14 protein-coding genes are annotated in these 18341 nt (G+C 45.2%); 8 read left to right on the top strand and 6 right to left on the bottom strand.

Going from position 1 to position 18341, the window contains the following annotated elements; translation table 11 throughout:
- Positions 1–1248 carry a cell division protein FtsZ gene (ftsZ, locus tag ITG12_RS08895; protein ID WP_038878224.1) on the top strand — a complete coding sequence of 416 codons (1248 nt, stop codon included), beginning with the start codon at positions 1–3 and terminating at the stop codon, positions 1246–1248.
- A 101-nt stretch (positions 1249–1349) separates the two neighbouring features.
- On the top strand, positions 1350–2267 hold the full coding sequence (gene lpxC / locus ITG12_RS08890) for a UDP-3-O-acyl-N-acetylglucosamine deacetylase (protein ID WP_038878223.1): 918 nt from the start codon (positions 1350–1352) through the stop codon (positions 2265–2267).
- A gap of 103 nt (positions 2268–2370) precedes the next feature.
- Here lpxC and ITG12_RS08885 read toward each other — a convergent pair whose 3' ends face one another.
- Positions 2371–2829: a DciA family protein gene (locus ITG12_RS08885; protein ID WP_038866275.1), complete on the bottom strand. Its 459-nt coding sequence runs from the start codon at positions 2827–2829 to the stop codon at positions 2371–2373.
- Positions 2830–3249: 420 nt separating this feature from the next.
- Here ITG12_RS08885 and secA point away from each other — a divergent pair, with 420 nt between their 5' ends.
- From secA to carB, 5 genes are all read left to right on the top strand, one after another.
- Positions 3250–5979, top strand: a complete 2730-nt coding sequence (gene secA, locus ITG12_RS08880; RefSeq protein ID WP_038866278.1) for a preprotein translocase subunit SecA — start codon at positions 3250–3252, stop codon at positions 5977–5979.
- Between the two features lie 338 nt (positions 5980–6317).
- A complete protein-coding gene (mutT, locus tag ITG12_RS08875) occupies positions 6318–6716 on the top strand; it encodes an 8-oxo-dGTP diphosphatase MutT (RefSeq protein WP_038878221.1) in 399 nt (132 codons plus the stop codon).
- A 113-nt stretch (positions 6717–6829) separates the two neighbouring features.
- Entirely contained in the window at positions 6830–7639 is an 810-nt protein-coding gene (gene dapB, locus ITG12_RS08870; protein WP_038866282.1) for a 4-hydroxy-tetrahydrodipicolinate reductase, read from the top strand.
- Positions 7640–8120: 481 nt separating this feature from the next.
- The gene (carA, locus tag ITG12_RS08865; protein ID WP_038866284.1) at positions 8121–9260 is read left to right on the top strand and encodes a glutamine-hydrolyzing carbamoyl-phosphate synthase small subunit; all 1140 of its coding nucleotides are present in this window, start codon (positions 8121–8123) and stop codon (positions 9258–9260) included.
- 16 nt (positions 9261–9276) lie between these two features.
- On the top strand, positions 9277–12510 hold the full coding sequence (gene carB, locus ITG12_RS08860; protein WP_038878219.1) for a carbamoyl-phosphate synthase large subunit: 3234 nt from the start codon (positions 9277–9279) through the stop codon (positions 12508–12510).
- 484 nt (positions 12511–12994) lie between these two features.
- On the opposite strand, the gene ITG12_RS08855 is transcribed toward carB, so the two are convergent.
- Positions 12995–13909 (bottom strand): hypothetical protein, encoded by a 915-nt coding sequence (locus ITG12_RS08855; RefSeq protein WP_038878211.1) that lies wholly within the window; start codon positions 13907–13909, stop codon positions 12995–12997.
- Between the two features lie 249 nt (positions 13910–14158).
- Here ITG12_RS08855 and ITG12_RS08850 point away from each other — a divergent pair, with 249 nt between their 5' ends.
- Positions 14159–14938, top strand: coding sequence for a TSUP family transporter (locus ITG12_RS08850; RefSeq protein WP_038878208.1), 780 nt, complete (start codon positions 14159–14161; stop codon positions 14936–14938).
- Here the strand turns inward: ITG12_RS08850 and ITG12_RS08845 are convergent.
- The 4 genes from ITG12_RS08845 to ITG12_RS08830 all read right to left on the bottom strand — a co-directional run bounded on the left by ITG12_RS08845 (position 14874) and on the right by ITG12_RS08830 (position 18340).
- Entirely contained in the window at positions 14874–15734 is an 861-nt protein-coding gene (locus ITG12_RS08845; protein WP_038878205.1) for a LysR family transcriptional regulator, read from the bottom strand. The genes ITG12_RS08850 and ITG12_RS08845 overlap by 65 nt on opposite strands.
- A 130-nt stretch (positions 15735–15864) precedes the next feature.
- Complete coding sequence (locus ITG12_RS08840) at positions 15865–16485, bottom strand: TRIC cation channel family protein (protein ID WP_005425397.1); 621 nt, start codon at positions 16483–16485, stop codon at positions 15865–15867.
- Positions 16486–16562: 77 nt separating this feature from the next.
- Positions 16563–17387, bottom strand: coding sequence for a vitamin B12 ABC transporter substrate-binding protein BtuF (btuF, locus tag ITG12_RS08835; protein ID WP_038878202.1), 825 nt, complete (start codon positions 17385–17387; stop codon positions 16563–16565).
- Positions 17387–18340, bottom strand: coding sequence for a cobalamin biosynthesis family protein (locus ITG12_RS08830; protein ID WP_038878199.1), 954 nt, complete (start codon positions 18338–18340; stop codon positions 17387–17389). The genes btuF and ITG12_RS08830 overlap by 1 nt, the downstream gene beginning before the upstream one ends.
- Between the last annotated feature and the right edge of the window lies 1 nt (position 18341).

Raw genomic sequence — 18341 nt, 5'->3', positions numbered from 1 at the left:
ATGTTTGAACCGATGATGGAAATGTCTGACGATGCAGTAATCAAGGTCGTTGGAGTTGGTGGCGGCGGTGGTAACGCTGTTGAACACATGGTGCGTGAATCCATCGAAGGTGTGGAATTCATCAGCGTCAACACTGATGCGCAAGCACTTCGTAAGACAAGCGTTGGCAATGTTATTCAGATCGGTGGTGATATCACTAAAGGTCTGGGGGCAGGTGCGAATCCACAGGTTGGCCGTGAGGCAGCTCTCGAAGACAGAGATAGACTTAAAGATTCCCTAACTGGTGCCGATATGGTGTTTATCGCAGCAGGTATGGGTGGTGGTACAGGTACTGGTGCAGCTCCTGTTATCGCAGAAGTCGCTAAAGAGCTTGGCATTCTGACTGTTGCGGTAGTAACAAAACCGTTCAGCTTTGAAGGCAAAAAGCGTTTGGCATTTGCAGAGCAAGGTATCGATGAGCTTTCTAAGCATGTTGATTCTTTGATTACGATTCCAAACGAAAAGCTACTTAAAGTACTTGGTCGTGGTGTTACGCTACTTGAAGCATTTGCGAGTGCGAACGACGTTCTTAAAAACGCTGTTCAAGGTATCGCAGAGCTAATCACTCGTCCTGGCATGATCAACGTCGACTTTGCAGACGTACGTACTGTGATGTCAGAAATGGGTCATGCAATGATGGGTAGCGGCATCGCGAAAGGCGAAGACCGTGCTGAAGAAGCGGCAGAGATGGCAATTTCTAGCCCACTTCTAGAAGATATCGATCTAGCGGGTGCTCGTGGTGTTCTTGTTAACATTACGGCTGGTCTGGACATGCGTCTTGACGAGTTTGAGACCGTAGGTAACACAGTGAAAGCATTTGCTTCTGACAATGCAACAGTGGTTATCGGTACATCTCTAGACCCTGATATGACGGATGAAATCCGCGTAACTGTTGTTGCAACAGGTATTGGTAATGAGAAGAAACCAGATATCACGCTAGTTGCGGGTGGCAAAGCGAAAGTGGCTCCGACTCAGGCAGCTCCTCAAGCTCAACCACAGCAGCAAACTGCGGCACCGCAAGCTGAAGAGAAACCGGCACAAACTTTGCAGACTTCACCAATGCAAGAGAAGCCACAGGTAACTCCTCAGCCGACAAATACCGTTTCTTCTCCAGCTTCTTCTGCAAGCCAAAGTTCGGCGGCACCGAAGCAAGAGAAAGAAAGTGGTTACTTAGATATTCCGGCATTTTTGCGTCGTCAGGCTGATTAATCTTTAACCCGTAAATTTGACATAGCTCAAAATTATGGTAGCATTCACGGTCGACGTTACAGACGGCCGTGTTTTGTAGCATATTTTAGAGAGGCAAGCAGATGATCAGACAACGTACTCTGAAAGAAATAGTGAAAACAACTGGTGTGGGTCTCCACTCTGGTCGTAAAGTCACACTTACTCTGCGCCCAGCTGCTGCAAACACAGGTATCATTTACCGTCGTACCGATGTAAATCCACCTGTAGATTTTCCAGCTGATCCGGCATCTGTACGTGACACTATGCTTTGTACGGCATTAGTGAACGACGAAGGTATTCGTATTTCAACTGTTGAACACTTGAATGCGGCACTCGCTGGTATGGGTATTGACAACATCGTAGTTGAAGTTGACGCACCTGAAATCCCTATTATGGATGGCAGTGCAAGCCCATTCGTATACTTGCTACAACAAGCAGGTATCGAGATGCAAAATGTACCTAAGCGCTTTATTCGTATTAAAAAACCAGTTCGTTTTGAAGATGGCGATAAGTGGGCAGAATTTGTGCCATTTAACGGCTTCCGCATGGACTTCGAGATTGACTTTAACCACCCTGCGATTGAATCAGACGAGCAGCGCCTTATGTTTGATTTCTCTTCTCAAGGTTTCGTTCGCGAAATTTCTCGTGCACGTACGTTTGGTTTTATGCGTGACATCGAATACCTGCAATCTCAGAACCTTGTTCTAGGTGGTAGCTTTGATAATGCGATTGTTTTGGATGACTACCGTATTCTTAATGAAGAAGGTCTTCGTTTTGAAAACGAGTTTGTGACTCACAAAGTGTTGGATGCCATTGGTGACCTTTACATGTGTGGTCATGCAATTATTGGTGAATTCCGCGCTTATAAATCAGGTCACGGCCTGAATAACCAACTTCTGCGTGCTGTTCTTGCTGATCAAGAAGCATGGGAATGGACAACATTCGAAGAAGAAGTCGGTTCACCAGTTGCATTTGCAGAACCAAACATGGTGCTTGCGTAATCAACGCTGACGCAAAATAGATTAAAAAACCAGGCCCGCCGCCTGGTTTTTTACTATCTGAGTTTTGAACAGTGAGGTCACTGTTCTTTCTTCGCTCTACCTATCACTTGTCTTTCTTCTTTTCTGCCATTTCCGCAAGACGTTTCAAACGCTCTTGAATCTTTGGTGGCGCCATATCTGCGATGATCATTAATGAATTTGCTGCAGCTTCAGTAAGAGGTGGACGCTTTGGTCTGTCATCGTGCTCGAAACGATTCCGGTATAGTGATGGGTTGATTCGAACTTCCACACTCATCAGCTTTGCATAGCCTTGAGTTCGAAGCTTATTTAGGATCATTAAACGATCGTAATCGATCTTCATCTTTAGTGAAGCGCTGGCCACATCAATGAGCAAATGACCGTTACGGACGTTAGCCACTCGGCAATGATCTGCCGTACCCTTAGGTAGGATCTCTTGCAGCGCCTGATTAAGTTGCAGGATGTCTCCCGCATGTTCTTGTATCTTTTTGAACTGGGATTCGGCAATAAGATCGTCTGTTGAGGTAGGGCGATGATCACGCATAGGTAAAATCTAATTTTGTTGAGATATGGGTATTCTAGAGCAGCTTTCTGCTTAGGTATAGTTTACATTATGGCCTTTATCTTCAGCTCGCCCATAAATATTTGATATAGCATGGCGAGACGGATTGTTTTGATAATGCCGATTGAGCAGCGATATGTATGTGTAATACTGGCGAATCCGTCATCAGTTTGGTTAAAAACTTACGAGTGCTTCAAACAAATACGTCTATTTATGGTTGTATCGATGAAAAATCCTTACACTAAGCCACATTGATTCAAAATTAAGCCTTGAAATATGGACGTTTGAACTCAATATCTTTGATAAATGATTTATCTCAGTATTCTTAGTTCTAAACTGGCAGAGACTGAAGGCATTACGAGTAGATCGGGAACGGTCTGATAAAAGAGAGATTCACGAAAAATGATAGCTAAGCTACTGACAAAAGTTATTGGCAGTCGCAACGACCGAACACTGCGCCGCCTTAGAAAAATTGTAAAAGAGATCAATAACTACGAACCAACGTTCGAAGCACTGTCTGATGAAGAGCTAAAAGCAAAGACTGTTGAGTTCCGTGAGCGCCTAGAGCAAGGCGAAACTCTTGATAAGCTACTTCCAGAAGCATTTGCTACGGTTCGTGAAGCATCTAAGCGTGTTTACGGTATGCGCCACTTCGACGTGCAGCTTATTGGTGGTATGGTCCTTAACGGTGGCCAAATTGCTGAAATGCGTACTGGTGAAGGTAAAACTTTAACGGCGACTCTTCCTGCTTACCTAAACGCACTTCCTGGTAAAGGTGTCCATGTTGTAACGGTGAACGATTACCTAGCAACACGTGACGCGGAAACAAACCGTCCACTATTCGAGTTCCTTGGTATGACTGTTGGCATCAACGTGCCAAACATGCCTCCTCAAGCTAAGAAAGAAGCTTACGAAGCCGATATCCTTTACGGCACAAACAACGAGTTTGGTTTTGACTACCTTCGTGACAATATGGCTTTCCGCAATGAAGACCGTGTTCAACGTGAACGCTTCTTCGCTGTTGTCGATGAGGTGGATTCAATCCTCATCGATGAAGCTCGTACTCCTTTGATCATTTCTGGTCCAGCAGAAGACAGCTCGGATCTATACACTCGCATCAACTTGCTTATCCCACAGCTTCAGAAACAAGATAAAGAAGATTCTGAAGAGTACCGCGGTGACGGCCACTACACTGTGGATGAGAAGTCTAAACAAGTTCACTTAACCGAAACGGGCCAAGAGTTCGTTGAAGAGCTGATGGTTAAGAACGGTTTGATGGAAGAGGGTGACACGCTTTACTCTCCAACCAACATTAGTTTATTGCACCACGTAAATGCGGCACTTCGTGCGCACGTATTATTTGAACTGAACGTAGACTACATTGTAAACGATGACGGTGAAGTGGTTATCGTTGATGAACACACTGGCCGTACAATGCCAGGTCGTCGTTGGTCTGAAGGTCTTCACCAAGCGGTTGAGGCGAAAGAAGGCGTTAAGATTCAAAACGAAAACCAAACGCTGGCTTCTATTACTTTCCAGAACTACTTCCGTCTATACGAAAAACTGTCGGGTATGACAGGTACAGCAGATACAGAAGCGTTCGAATTCCAATCGATTTACGGTCTTGAAACGGTGGTTATTCCAACCAACAAACCAATGATCCGTAATGATATGCCAGATGTGGTCTACCGTACTGAAGCAGAAAAATTTGCTGCAATCATCGAAGACATCAAAGAGCGTGTAGAAAAAGGTCAACCATCTCTTGTAGGTACGGTTTCTATCGAGAAATCAGAACTTCTTTCTAATGCACTTAAGAAAGCGAAGATCAAACACAACGTATTGAACGCAAAATTCCACGAACGCGAAGCTGAGATTGTTGCGGAAGCGGGTACGCCAGGTGCGGTAACAATCGCAACCAACATGGCAGGTCGTGGTACCGATATCGTATTGGGTGGTAGCTGGCAGGCAAAAGTTGAAACGCTACAAGATCCAACCAAAGAACAAATTGATGCGATTAAAGCAGAGTGGAAACAGGTTCACGATCAAGTACTAGATGCGGGTGGTCTGCACATCATTGGTACGGAACGTCACGAATCTCGTCGTATCGATAACCAGCTACGTGGTCGTTCTGGTCGTCAAGGTGATGCGGGTTCTTCTCGCTTCTACCTATCAATGGAAGACTCACTACTTCGTATCTTTACTTCAGACCGTATGGCGAGCCTTATCCAAAGTGGTATGGAAGAAGGCGAAGCGATCGAATCGAAGATGCTGTCTCGTTCAATCGAAAAAGCACAGCGTAAAGTAGAAGGTCGTAACTTCGATATCCGTAAACAGCTTCTTGAATACGATGACGTTGCGAACGATCAACGTAAAGTGGTTTACGAATTGCGTGACGAGCTAATGAGTGTTGACGACATTAGCGATATGATCGAACAAAACCGTGAAGACGTAATCACAGCGATCATCGACGAGTACATTCCGCCACAATCTCTAGAAGACATGTGGGATGTTGAAGGCCTGCAAGAGCGTTTGAAAGCGGACTTCGATCTAGATGCTCCTATCAAAGAGTGGCTTGAGCAAGATGACAAGCTTTACGAAGAAGCATTGCGTGAGAAGATCGTTAACCTAGCAGTAGAAGTTTACAAGCAAAAAGAAGAAGTGGTTGGTGCACAAGTACTACGCAACTTCGAAAAGTCGGTCATGCTTCAAACGCTAGATACGCTATGGAAAGAACACCTAGCGGCGATGGATCACTTACGCCAAGGTATTCACCTTCGCGGTTACGCACAGAAGAACCCGAAACAAGAATACAAGCGTGAGTCGTTTGAATTGTTTGAAGGTCTACTAGAAGCGCTGAAAACAGACGTAATTACAGTATTGTCACGCGTGCGTGTTCAACAGCAAGAAGAAGTAGAACGCATGGAAGAGCAACGTCGTGCTCAAGCTGAGGAAGCGGCTCGCCGTGCTCAAGCTCAACACGCGGCAGCTCAAAACCCACTGACAGAAGGTGAAGAAGCAGAGGAAGGCTCTAGCCAACCAATGGTTCGTGACGAACGTAAAGTGGGCCGTAATGAGCCTTGTCCATGTGGCAGCGGTAAAAAATACAAACAGTGCCACGGTAAAATTGACTAATACAGTCAGAAGATATTAAGAAAGAGTCGCTTAGGCGGCTCTTTTTGTATTGATATACCCAAGTAACCTCGAGATGCTTGGGTCAGCGAGAATGACTTGGTTTGAAGGCGAGGCAACAATTTGAAGATCTAGTGGTTCTAAATCGAAAATTGTTAACGAAGCATGTGAACCAAGGCAACTCGCCCTTCGGGAGCGTGTCACTGAAGCAACTTCATCGTCAAACAACTTGGAAATAGCGTGCTATTCCGCTTCGTTGTTTTCCTTGAACTTGAATCAGTGACGACGCTCTGAAACTAGCATCTTGAAGTCACTTGGGTATAGATCTAGGAATGAATCTAATGAAAAGAATTCACATTGTTGCGGCGATTATCTTCAATCAAGACAGGTCGCAAATCTTCATCACTAAACGTCCGGACGATAAACACAAAGGTGGATTTTGGGAGTTTCCTGGTGGCAAAGTGGAGCAAAATGAAACAGTCGAGCAAGCGATGATTCGTGAACTTGAAGAAGAGATTGGTATCACAGTCACAGAACAAGCCTTGTTTGAGCATTTGGAATACGACTACCCAGATAAATCTTTAAAGTTTGATTTCATGACCGTTTCTCAATTCAACAATCAGCCTTATGGACGTGAAGGGCAAGAAGGGCGTTGGGTCGATATTATTGCGTTACCTAACTACGCTTTCCCAGAAGCTAATGTGCCGATTCTAGAGCGTGTAGTGAAAGAGTTTTCCTAACCTGTATCTAACTGTCTTGTGGTTAACACGGGATATTGTTAGTTTAAAAAGATACCGCGAAACGAAAGAGAACGAGTGCAAACCTCGTTATCCAGAGAAGGAGAGAAAGCGCAATGGTTCGTATTGCAATCGCAGGAGCGGCTGGCCGTATGGGTCGCAACTTAGTAAAAGCTTCACACTTCAATTCAGAAGCCGCTGTAACGGCTGGTTCAGAGCGTCCAGAGTCTTCACTTGTTGGCGTTGATGTGGGTGAACTGTGTGGTGAAGGTAAGTTTGATGTCTTTTTGACGGATGATTTAGCAAAAGAAGTCGACAACTTTGATGTTGTTATCGATTTTACTGCTCCAGTGAGCACACTGGCGAATCTAGAGCTATGTAAGCAACATGGTAAGTGCATTGTTATTGGAACGACGGGCTTTAGCGAAGAAGAACGGGAACTGATTGACGAGGCAGCTAAGCAGGTGCCAGTTGTCATGGCTCCAAACTACTCTGTTGGCGTGAATCTTGTCTTCAAGCTTCTTGAGAAAGCAGCGAAAGTTATGGGTGACTACTGTGATGTTGAAATCGTAGAAGCGCATCACCGCCATAAAGTGGATGCGCCATCTGGCACCGCGATTGGCATGGGGGAAGCGATAGCTGGAGCGATGGGTAACAAACTGAGTGATGTTGCTGTGTACGCACGCGAAGGCATTACCGGTGAACGTACTAAAGATGAAATTGGCTTTGCCACTATCCGTGCCGGTGACATTGTCGGCGAGCATACTGCTATGTTTGCTGATATCGGCGAGCGTGTTGAGATTACTCATAAGGCAACAGATCGTATGACCTTTGCTAATGGCGCGGTAAAAGCCGCCGTTTGGCTGCATTCGAAGCCATCAGGCTTCTATACCATGACCGATGTGCTCGGCTTGAACGAGCTTTAAATACATAATTATTCGCCGGCGTAAGCCGGCTTTTTTGTATTTAGAGGAAAGTATGTAAATAAATTGAGTCGTATCATCTGTGATTTCATCTTGAGTTATTGTGTGTTTTTGGGTGTCTTGTTGTGAAAAGCGCTTGAATTACTCAAAAGTATGGGTTGTTTTTGTGTGATGAACGTTTGCGCAAAAAACTCACAAAATTTTGTGATCTGCAATAAGTTCAAATTTGTAAAATTTACAAAAAAGGCCAACTGTCGGGAATGAATAACGATAAAACTTACAATTTTAGGGCTTTTTCTGTTTAAATGCCCTTACTCGCTAGAAAGTGATAATTTATTTTTCAATGTGTGTTGACAGTTTTGAAGTCCGTCATTAGAATACCGCCAATTTGTCAAAAATACCTGTTTATGTAAGTTTTCAAGGTAAAGGAAGGCAAATTTGCAGCTTAATTTATTTTTTATGCATTTTTATTCTGGAGGTTGTCTTGGGTAAATTAGCACTGTTAGTCCTAGAAGATGGGACAGTGTTCCGCGGTGTTTCCATTGGAGCAGATGGTATTTCCGTTGGTGAAGTTGTTTTTAATACCTCGATGACGGGGTACCAAGAAATTCTCACTGATCCTTCCTATTCTCAACAAATCGTTACTCTCACTTATCCTCACATTGGCAATACCGGAACCAATTCCGAAGACGAAGAATCTTCTTCAATCCACGCACAAGGCCTTGTGATTCGCGATCTTCCTCTTATCGCTTCTAACTTCCGTAATGAACAATCCCTTTCTGATTACCTCAAGTCGCAAAATATCGTCGGCATTGCAGACATCGATACTCGTAAGCTAACTCGTATCCTACGTGAGAAAGGTGCGCAAAACGGTTGTATCGTTGCAGGTAACAACCTAGATGAAGCTTTGGCATTAGCAAAAGCAAAAGAATTCCCTGGCTTGAAAGGTATGGATCTTGCGAAAGAGGTTACAACAAAAGAAGCGTATCAATGGAAACAAGGTTCGTGGACGCTTGAAGGTGGACTTCCTGAAGCGAAAGACGACAGCGAATTGCCATATCACGTTGTTGCCTACGACTTCGGCGCAAAACGCAACATCTTGCGCATGTTGGTTGACCGAGGCTGCCGCCTAACGGTTGTTCCTGCTGAAACGTCAGCAGAAGAAGTTCTGGCTCTAAACCCAGATGGTGTCTTCCTATCAAACGGCCCTGGTGACCCAGAACCATGTACTTACGCGATTGAAGCAACAAAAACTTTCCTAGAGAAAGGTCTGCCAATCTTTGGTATCTGTCTAGGCCACCAAATCCTTGCGTTAGCATCGGGTGCACAAACAGTGAAAATGAAGTTTGGTCACCACGGCGCAAACCACCCAGTAAAAGATTTGGAACGTAATGTTGTGATGATCACTTCTCAAAACCACGGTTTTGCAGCAGATGAAGCAACGTTGCCAGAAAATCTACGTGCTACTCACGTATCGCTATTTGATGGTTCTCTACAAGGTATTCACCGTACAGACAAGCCAGCATTTAGCTTCCAAGGTCACCCAGAAGCGAGCCCAGGTCCACACGACGCGGCACCGCTATTTGACCACTTTATCGAACTAATCAAAAAACACAGCGCTTAATTCGGAGTAGTAGATAATGCCAAAACGTACTGACATTCAAAGTATTCTTATTCTTGGTGCTGGTCCGATTGTTATCGGTCAGGCATGTGAGTTTGACTACTCTGGCGCACAAGCGTGTAAAGCACTGCGTGAAGAGGGTTACCGAGTTATCCTTGTGAACTCTAACCCTGCAACCATCATGACTGATCCAGACATGGCGGATGCAACTTATATCGAGCCAATCCAGTGGGAAGTGGTTCGCAACATCATCGCGAAAGAAAAGCCAGATGCAGTTCTACCTACAATGGGCGGTCAAACAGCATTGAACTGTGCTCTAGACCTAGAGAAGCATGGCGTTCTTGAAGAATTCGGCGTTGAGATGATTGGTGCAACGGCTGACGCTATTGATAAAGCAGAAGACCGTTCTCGTTTCGATAAAGCGATGAAGTCTATCGGCCTTGAGTGTCCACGTGCGGATACGGCTAAAACCATGGAAGAAGCTTACGGCGTTCTAGATATGGTTGGCTTCCCATGTATCATCCGTCCATCATTCACTATGGGTGGTACAGGCGGTGGTATCGCTTACAACAAAGAAGAATTTGAAGAAATCTGTCGTCGTGGTCTGGACCTTTCTCCAACTAACGAGCTTCTAATCGATGAGTCACTTATCGGTTGGAAAGAGTACGAGATGGAAGTGGTTCGTGACAAAGCGGACAACTGTATCATCGTATGTGCGATTGAAAACTTCGACCCAATGGGTATCCACACGGGTGACTCAATCACGGTTGCACCAGCGCAAACACTAACAGACAAAGAATACCAGCTAATGCGTAACGCATCTCTAGCAGTACTGCGTGAGATTGGTGTTGAAACTGGTGGTTCTAATGTACAGTTTGGTATCAACCCGAAAGATGGCCGTATGGTTATCATCGAGATGAACCCACGTGTATCTCGCTCTTCTGCTCTAGCTTCTAAAGCAACAGGTTTCCCAATCGCTAAGATTGCAGCGAAACTGGCAGTTGGCTTCACGCTAGACGAGCTAATGAATGACATCACTGGCGGCGCAACGCCAGCATCATTCGAACCAACAATCGACTACGTAGTAACTAAGATTCCTCGTTTTAACTTCGAGAAATTTGCAGGTGCTAACGACCGTCTAACGACGCAAATGAAGTCTGTTGGTGAAGTTATGGCTATCGGCCGTAACCAGCAAGAATCTCTACAAAAAGCGCTTCGCGGCCTAGAAGTTGGCGCGACTGGCTTTGACGAAATGGTTGACCTAGATGCACCAGACGCACTGACGAAAATCCGTCATGAGCTGAAAGAAGCTGGCGCAGAGCGTATTTGGTACATCGCAGATGCATTCCGTGCGGGTATGTCAGTAGATGGCGTATTCAACCTAACGCAAATCGACCGTTGGTTCCTAGTTCAAATCGAAGACATCGTTAAACTTGAGCAAGAGCTAAAAGCAAAAGGCTTCGCGGGTCTGAACAAAGACGAGCTAAACAAGCTGAAGCGTAAAGGTTTTGCTGATGCGCGCCTATCTAAGATTCTAGGTGTAGCGGAAAGTGAAATCCGTCGTCTACGTGACCAATACGATATCCACCCTGTTTACAAGCGCGTTGATACGTGTGCGGCTGAGTTCTCTTCAGATACGGCTTACATGTACTCATCTTACGATGACGAGTGTGAAGCAAACCCAACAGACAAAGACAAGATCATGATTCTTGGCGGCGGTCCAAACCGTATCGGCCAAGGTATCGAATTTGACTACTGTTGTGTACACGCATCACTAGCTCTACGTGAAGATGGCTTTGAGACTATCATGGTTAACTGTAACCCTGAGACTGTTTCAACGGATTACGACACATCTGACCGTCTGTACTTCGAACCAGTAACACTGGAAGACGTACTAGCAATCGCTCGTGTTGAGAAGCCAAAAGGCGTTATCGTTCAGTACGGTGGTCAAACACCACTGAAATTGGCTCGCGCACTTGAAGCGGCTGGCGTGCCAATCATCGGTACTAGCCCTGACGCAATCGACCGTGCAGAAGACCGTGAGCGTTTCCAAGTTGCTGTTGACCGCTTAGGCCTTCTACAGCCAGAGAACGCGACAGTAACAACAATGGAACAAGCGGTAGAGAAATCTCGCGAAATCGGCTTCCCATTGGTTGTACGTCCTTCTTACGTACTTGGTGGTCGTGCGATGGAAATCGTATACGATGAGCAAGACCTACGTCGCTACTTCAACGAAGCAGTAAGCGTATCGAACGAATCTCCAGTTCTTCTTGATAGCTTCCTAGATGACGCAGTTGAAGTGGATATCGATGCTATCTGTGACGGTGAGCGCGTAGTTATCGGCGGTATCATGGAGCACATCGAACAAGCGGGTGTTCACTCAGGTGACTCAGCATGTTCTCTTCCTGCATACACGCTAAGCCAAGAAATCCAAGACGTAATGCGTGAGCAAGTTGAAAAGCTAGCGTTTGAATTGGGTGTTCGTGGTCTGATGAACACGCAGTTTGCTGTTAAGAACAACCAAGTGTACCTAATCGAGGTTAACCCTCGTGCAGCACGTACGGTACCGTTCGTATCGAAAGCGACTGGCGCGCCAATCGCTAAGATCGCAGCACGTGTAATGGCGGGTCAATCGCTAGAGTCTCAAGGCTTTACGAAAGAAATCATCCCACCTTACTACTCAGTGAAAGAAGTTGTACTTCCATTCAATAAGTTCCCTGGTGTTGACCCACTGTTAGGCCCAGAAATGCGCTCTACTGGTGAAGTTATGGGTGTTGGTGCAACGTTTGCAGAAGCTTACTCTAAAGCTGAATTGGGTTGTGGCAACATCTACCCAGAAGGCGGTCGTGCACTTCTTTCTGTTCGCGAAGGCGACAAAGAGCGCGTTGTAGACCTAGCATCTAAGCTGTCTAAGCTTGGTTACCAACTAGATGCAACACACGGTACTGCGGTTATCCTAGGCGAAGCGGGCATCAACCCACGTCTAGTTAACAAGGTACACGAAGGTCGTCCTCACATTCTGGACCGTATCAAGAACAACGAGTACACCTACATCGTGAACACTGCAGCTGGCCGTCAAGCGATTGAAGACTCTAAAGTTCTTCGTCGTGGTGCACTGGCTGAGAAAGTGAACTACACGACTACGCTAAATGCGGCATTCGCAACTTGTATGGCACACACGGCAGATGCGAAGAGCACAGTAACTTCGGTTCAAGAGCTACACGCAAAAGTGAAAGCTAGCCTAGAAGCGTAATAGATAAAAATCAGTAAGCCCGTTTATTAGGGCTTATATGACAACCTCATTGCCCGCTCATTTGAGCGGGTTTTTTTGTCTTTAGGGTTTCTTAAAATGGAGATAATTGAAGTGCGCTAAGAAAGCTTGGTAGAGAGGACTTTTGTATAGCATCAAACTGATAACTGAAAGTAACGTCCCTAAAGATGAAGAAATAGTACTGCCATTTGTAATAACAAAATTAGCGCTGCAAGTAACAAGAATAAATGCAATGGTGAGCAAGTTTACCTTTGCAGCAATACTCAGGCCTTTGCTGATTGTTAGGATGTTTGGTACGCATATTACTGTCGCAGTTATGGCGCCGAAGAGAGTGAAGTAAGTATCGAGATCAATTCGTTGAGAGAGAGAAAACCATTCATTCCAGATGCTTAGGCTTATTGCTAAACCAATAGTTAATGCTAAATATAAACATATGCTTATTAATATGTTCACTAGGTCGATCGATTTAGTATTCAACTTTCAACTCCTCATAAATACCAATGGCAAGGTTCTTTACCTCTCCAGAATAACTGCTTCCTATTATGCTAATAGAACCTCCAATCGCGTCGAGGAGTTGGTGGGAAATGGATGCGGATACAGTGGCTTGTGAATATCTCTTGGGTATTAATCCTGCTAAGACAAGTTGTTTTCGTGCTTTGTTCGAGAAGGAAGGAAGATTTCTGCGGACAATCTCTTTCGTTAATCTTGCTCTCTCTTGTCTATTTAAACCTTTTAATACTTCTTGAATGCCTTTCCCTGTAGTTTGCTTTAGAGATAAAACCATTCTTGTTGTTTGGTAACCACTTGCACCAGCTCCGGCCAAAGAGATGTAATCTAAGGCCTTTGTGGTGTTTTGATACCATTCATTGTTGTCTAAATTAGATAATTTTTCCGGTGATTTTGACGCCATAAAGGTTCTTGCTACGCCTATGGAGCACTGGGCTGTAGCTGCTGCAGTTGCCGCATATGAAATGTAGGACATTGTTACACCTGCTGGACCACTTATTGGTACTGTTAATCCAGAACCAATAACACCAATCCATCCAATCGCGGCACCAACACAGCTGATGCTTGCAGATAAAAGCTCTTGGTTAAACTTAGATTTAGACTCTTCTTGCTTTATTGTTTTTGCAAACTCGAATGATGTTTGGTTTTTCATCGGTTCCCGCAAGATGATGAAAATAGGATTGATGCGGCATGTGGCAGTGAAGTCTCTCAACCGAACAATGGTAAACATGTTGTCGATATAAACGACCCCAGCTCCCGAGGTTTCGGGCCTAGAGTCTATGACTTTGAAAAGCTGTTTTAGATTTACGGTTTGTTCGATGCGAGAGCGTAGCTGTTGCTCTTTTATTGAAGGGCGAGCCCTTAAAACATCCATTGTTTTCACTTTCGATAAGGTTGAATTGATAAGATTAAGCCAGTGTTTTCTTTTTCCATCAAAAAATTGAAATGCTCTTGAGAGTGAATTCTATCGGAAATGTAATTGATACATTTAACGTATCATTTGTTAGATTTTTAGATTGATGAAAACCTGGAATAGGTTGGTGTCTTGAGTTTCCTTTTGTGCGTTTGTAAGGCAATGCTATCGTTGCCTCATCTGGTTACAAATATTTACAAGGACGCACGAGTGGAAATCACTTTCGAGATGTTAATTGCATTGTTTTTTGTCGCATCAGCAGCAGGATTTATTGATGCCATGGCTGGTGGTGGTGGTCTATTAACATTGCCAGCTCTACTGGCAGCGGGGCTTAGCCCAACTCAGGCATTGGCGACGAACAAACTCCAAAGCTCATTCGGAAGCTTCTCTGCTAGTTGGTACTTTGTGCGTAATGGTATTGTTAGCCTTAAAGAGATGCGCCTAGCGATTCTATGTACCTTTATTGGCTCTGCTATTGGGGCAGAGGCTGTGCAGTTTATCGATGCAGGTATACTCACTAGCCTTATCCCTGTATTGCTGATTGCGATTTCTCTCTACTTTTTGCTCTCCTCGACCTCTAAAACAGCGGAAGGGGAGCCGAAGCTTTCTGAAGCGATGTTCGCTTTGTGCGTTGGTGGCGGCGTGGGCTTTTACGATGGCTTTTTTGGCCCAGGTACTGGCTCTATCTTTGCGCTTTGCTTTGTCGCACTTGGTCACTTCTCTTTGGTTGATGCGACTGCTCGTACTAAGATTCTCAACTTCACTTCAAATATCGCGGCTCTGCTGTTCTTTATTCTTGCTGGCTTGCCTGTGTGGGAAATCGGTCTGACCATGGCGGTAGGTGGCTTTATTGGTGCTCAACTTGGTGCCAAAGTTGTTGTTACTAAAGGCCAAAAATGGATTCGACCTTTAGTGATTACCATGTCTATGTTGATGGCGACAAAACTTCTTTGGCAACAACATCACCAATGGTTTCTATCACTGTTTTAACTCTTGGTGACTGGTACACGTTTTGCCTAACGCAGATATGAATCGGTCGAATTAAAGATGCCAGTTGTTCGAACATGAAGCAGTTATGGTCAGGGATCTTTAACGCTCTAACGATCGATAACGGTATTAATGCTGGCGCTGCCCCTCCAAGTGCAAGTTGTGCAGCTGCAGTGTAGGCATCCATTTCCATCAATGGTTTGATACCGATTTTCTCTAATGCAGGCAGTTGGTAGCTATTGGACGGGTTAGTTAAATCATTTGTGATGACTTTTTTCGGTAATTCATTTAGTGGTTGATCACTAACGAGGAAGAAAGGTTCATCACATAAGTGGAAAGCCATCAAGCCGTGATGTGGTGGAAGCAAACCAGCGCAAAGCCCAATGGTCGCTTTACCGGATTGAACCCGCTCAACGATTCTAGGGCTGTGGTTGGTGGTTATGGTTAAGTACTGATCTTGCTTGAGGTAATCACCAATGGTTTTTCCAAGATAACCCGCAATAAGAGACTTTGAGCTATCGAGGGTGATTAATGATGTATCTTCTAGCTCTTGCTGTTCATAAATAAGGCCACGTAACTCGTTAAAAGATGGGCCAATATTCTCGATCAAAGCCATGCCATCAGGTGTGAGTTTAATGGTTCTCCCTGACGGTTCTACTAGCTTCTTTCCCAGTTTTTTCTCTAGGTTCGCGATTCGTTTACTCACTGCAGATTGGCTGATATACAGCAAACTCCCAGTGCGGCTCATGGTTTTCGCTTTGCTTAAAACTAATAGTGTTTCGATGCCTTCCAGTAACATGTCTATCCATGAATGTTGGGAATAATAGGCCTAATATAGCCAAGCTTGAGATGAGAAGCGATAGGTGATTTTACAAACAAAAAGAGCCGACGTTTCAGTCAGCTCTTTTGCGTAAATTGATTGGTATCGATTAGCGATTGATAGCAAAGGTTGGCAGTGACAAGTGCCAGCGAATCGCACCAAGGCGAATAATCAAAGTTGAGATGACACCTGCGAGTAGGGCGACTGAATGGTCGTGTCCCATACTCAATGCGGTTGTATGGAAAATACCACCGATGATACATGCGGTCGCATAGACTTCACTTCGCAGTACCATGGGTACCTCGCGAGCCAGCACATCACGGATAATGCCGCCACCGCAGCCAGTGATAACGCCCATGATCACCGCAACCATGCCAGAAGCATTGTAGGCGAGAGCTTTCTCAACACCGATACCGACGAATACCGCCAAACCAATTGCGTCACAGACAGGTAAGACCCACCAAGGTAAGCGCTTAGGACGACGAATGAGAATCATCGTGAGTAAACAAGTGATGAAAATTACCCAAAGATAAGTGGTGTCAGTGATCCAGAAGACCGGGGTTGCGCCAAGCGCCATATCACGAATAGTGCCGCCTCCAATAGCTGTCACACTACCGAGTACGATCACACCGAAAGGATCCATCTTTAATCGGCCTGCGAGTAAAACGCCAGAAACCGCAAAGACAGCAGTACCGAATAAATCGATCATATAAAGCAGCATGGAGTCCATGTTACTTGGTACCTTTTAAACAAATTGTGGGGGAACAGAAATGGGACGGAAATTGTACGGGATTTCCAACGAAAACGTTAGCGTTTTTGCCGAACGGTTTCAAAGTGTTCACACACCTCTGTGATCGCGTTTAAGGTTCTTGGGGTCGGGCGGTTGATCCAATCGGAATTGAGTGACCAAACATGGTTGTTTTTTAACGCAGGGATGTCGTTTTTCCACTCTGCCCACATGCCATCATCACTCATGGCATGGCGAGAGGTAAACAGGACTTCGGGTTGGCGAGTAATCACTTGCTCGATGCTGACTTGTGGGTAAGGAGCGCTGCCCTTAGCAAAGATGTTTTCACCACCGCAAAAGGTGAAGACTTCACTTGGCCAGTTCTTACCTGCGACCGTGATGATCGGCTTTTCACTTAACTGATAAAAGTAGCTGACTTTATCTTCGGTATCGTACTTTTCTTTTAGTGCTTCCAACTGCGCGCGAAATTCTGCGGCGGCTTTTTGCCCAACTTCTGGCTTCTCACTGTACTGGCTAAGTTGCTCAATGTTCGTAGCGATGTCTTCTAACGTTCCAGTAGTTGAGTAGTAGATAGGAATGCCAAACTGCTTGAGCTTTTCAAGTTCTTTGGCTGGATTACCTGCTGGCCAAGCGATAACTAAATCGGGTTGAAGGGCAATGATGCGCTCTAACTTGATGCCTTGATAGTTTGATACTTTCTCTAAACCTTTAGCTTGCTCGGGGTAGTCACTCATCTCGCTGACCGCAATCAGCTTGTCACCAAGACCTGCAGCATAGGCGATTTCTGTTGAGTGTGGAGCCAGGCTGATGACGCGCTGAGCAGGTTCATTGGCAAAAGAAGCGGCAGAGAAGATAAGAGGAAGAGCAAAGCAAAGTTTGTTCATCATAGTCCTTGATAAATGAGTCCGAGAATCAGGCTTTGGATAACGATCCAAGCAAAAATACGCCATACAATGAGGGTTTGGATTTGTGCTAAATGAATAGCAGATGGCGCTATACGACCACCAATTTTCGCTCGTTCAGCTCGTTGACCTTGGTACAGCGCTGGGCCGCCAAGTGACAATTGAAGCTTGTTACCAATCGAGCACAACAACCAAGCTGGCCCCGGAAGTGGCCAAGACTTCGCTTGTTGAAGCATGCCAGTCGAAACACTCGATAGGTTTTTACCCATGCTAATGAACACGGCAAACAAGCGCAAAGGAACAATCTCCAATGCAGCCGTTAGCTGAATAGCAGGCTTACCAAAAGGTGAATACTGACGGCGACTTGGAGACCAAGCACGAGCAAGTTCTGCTGTTAGGCGATACATTAATGCGCCAATTCCACCAGTCAATCCATACCAGAACAACACGCACACAACGTTACGTCCGTAACCCATGATGATGGTCTCTGCGCCTGCTTTACCAATACCAAGCAGTGATAAGCTCTCGGTATCTCGATTAAGGTAAGGCTTGAGTAACGCTCGGCACTGTACTTTGTTCTCATTCGACATTGCGGTGACGAGTTGTTTAGCAAGTGACTCGTTGTTTCGCCAGTCGAGAGCAATAAGCAGTAATGCCAGCTCAAATAAGGGCGCTTGCCAAACTAAGGGCTTCATCGCGAGCAGTAATATCAAGCAAGGTACAAGCATAAGAAGCAGTGCGAGCCCGCCAGAGAGAATGCTTTGTGAGTAGGCGTGGTTGTTATTAACTTTGTTCGCCAGTTGTTCTGCGAATTTATGCCATAAAGTCACAGGATGAGCAGCGTGAGGAATAGGGATTAATAAGTGGAATAGTAATGCGCCCCACATGACGAGGAGCGCACCATTGGCATAGAGCTGTTGAAATATTTCTTCCATG

The sequence above is a fragment of the Vibrio sp. ED002 genome (assembly GCF_023277445.1).
GTDB classification, from domain to species: Bacteria; Pseudomonadota; Gammaproteobacteria; order Enterobacterales; family Vibrionaceae; genus Vibrio; species Vibrio jasicida.
This window is presented reverse-complemented; position numbering and strand designations above follow the sequence as displayed.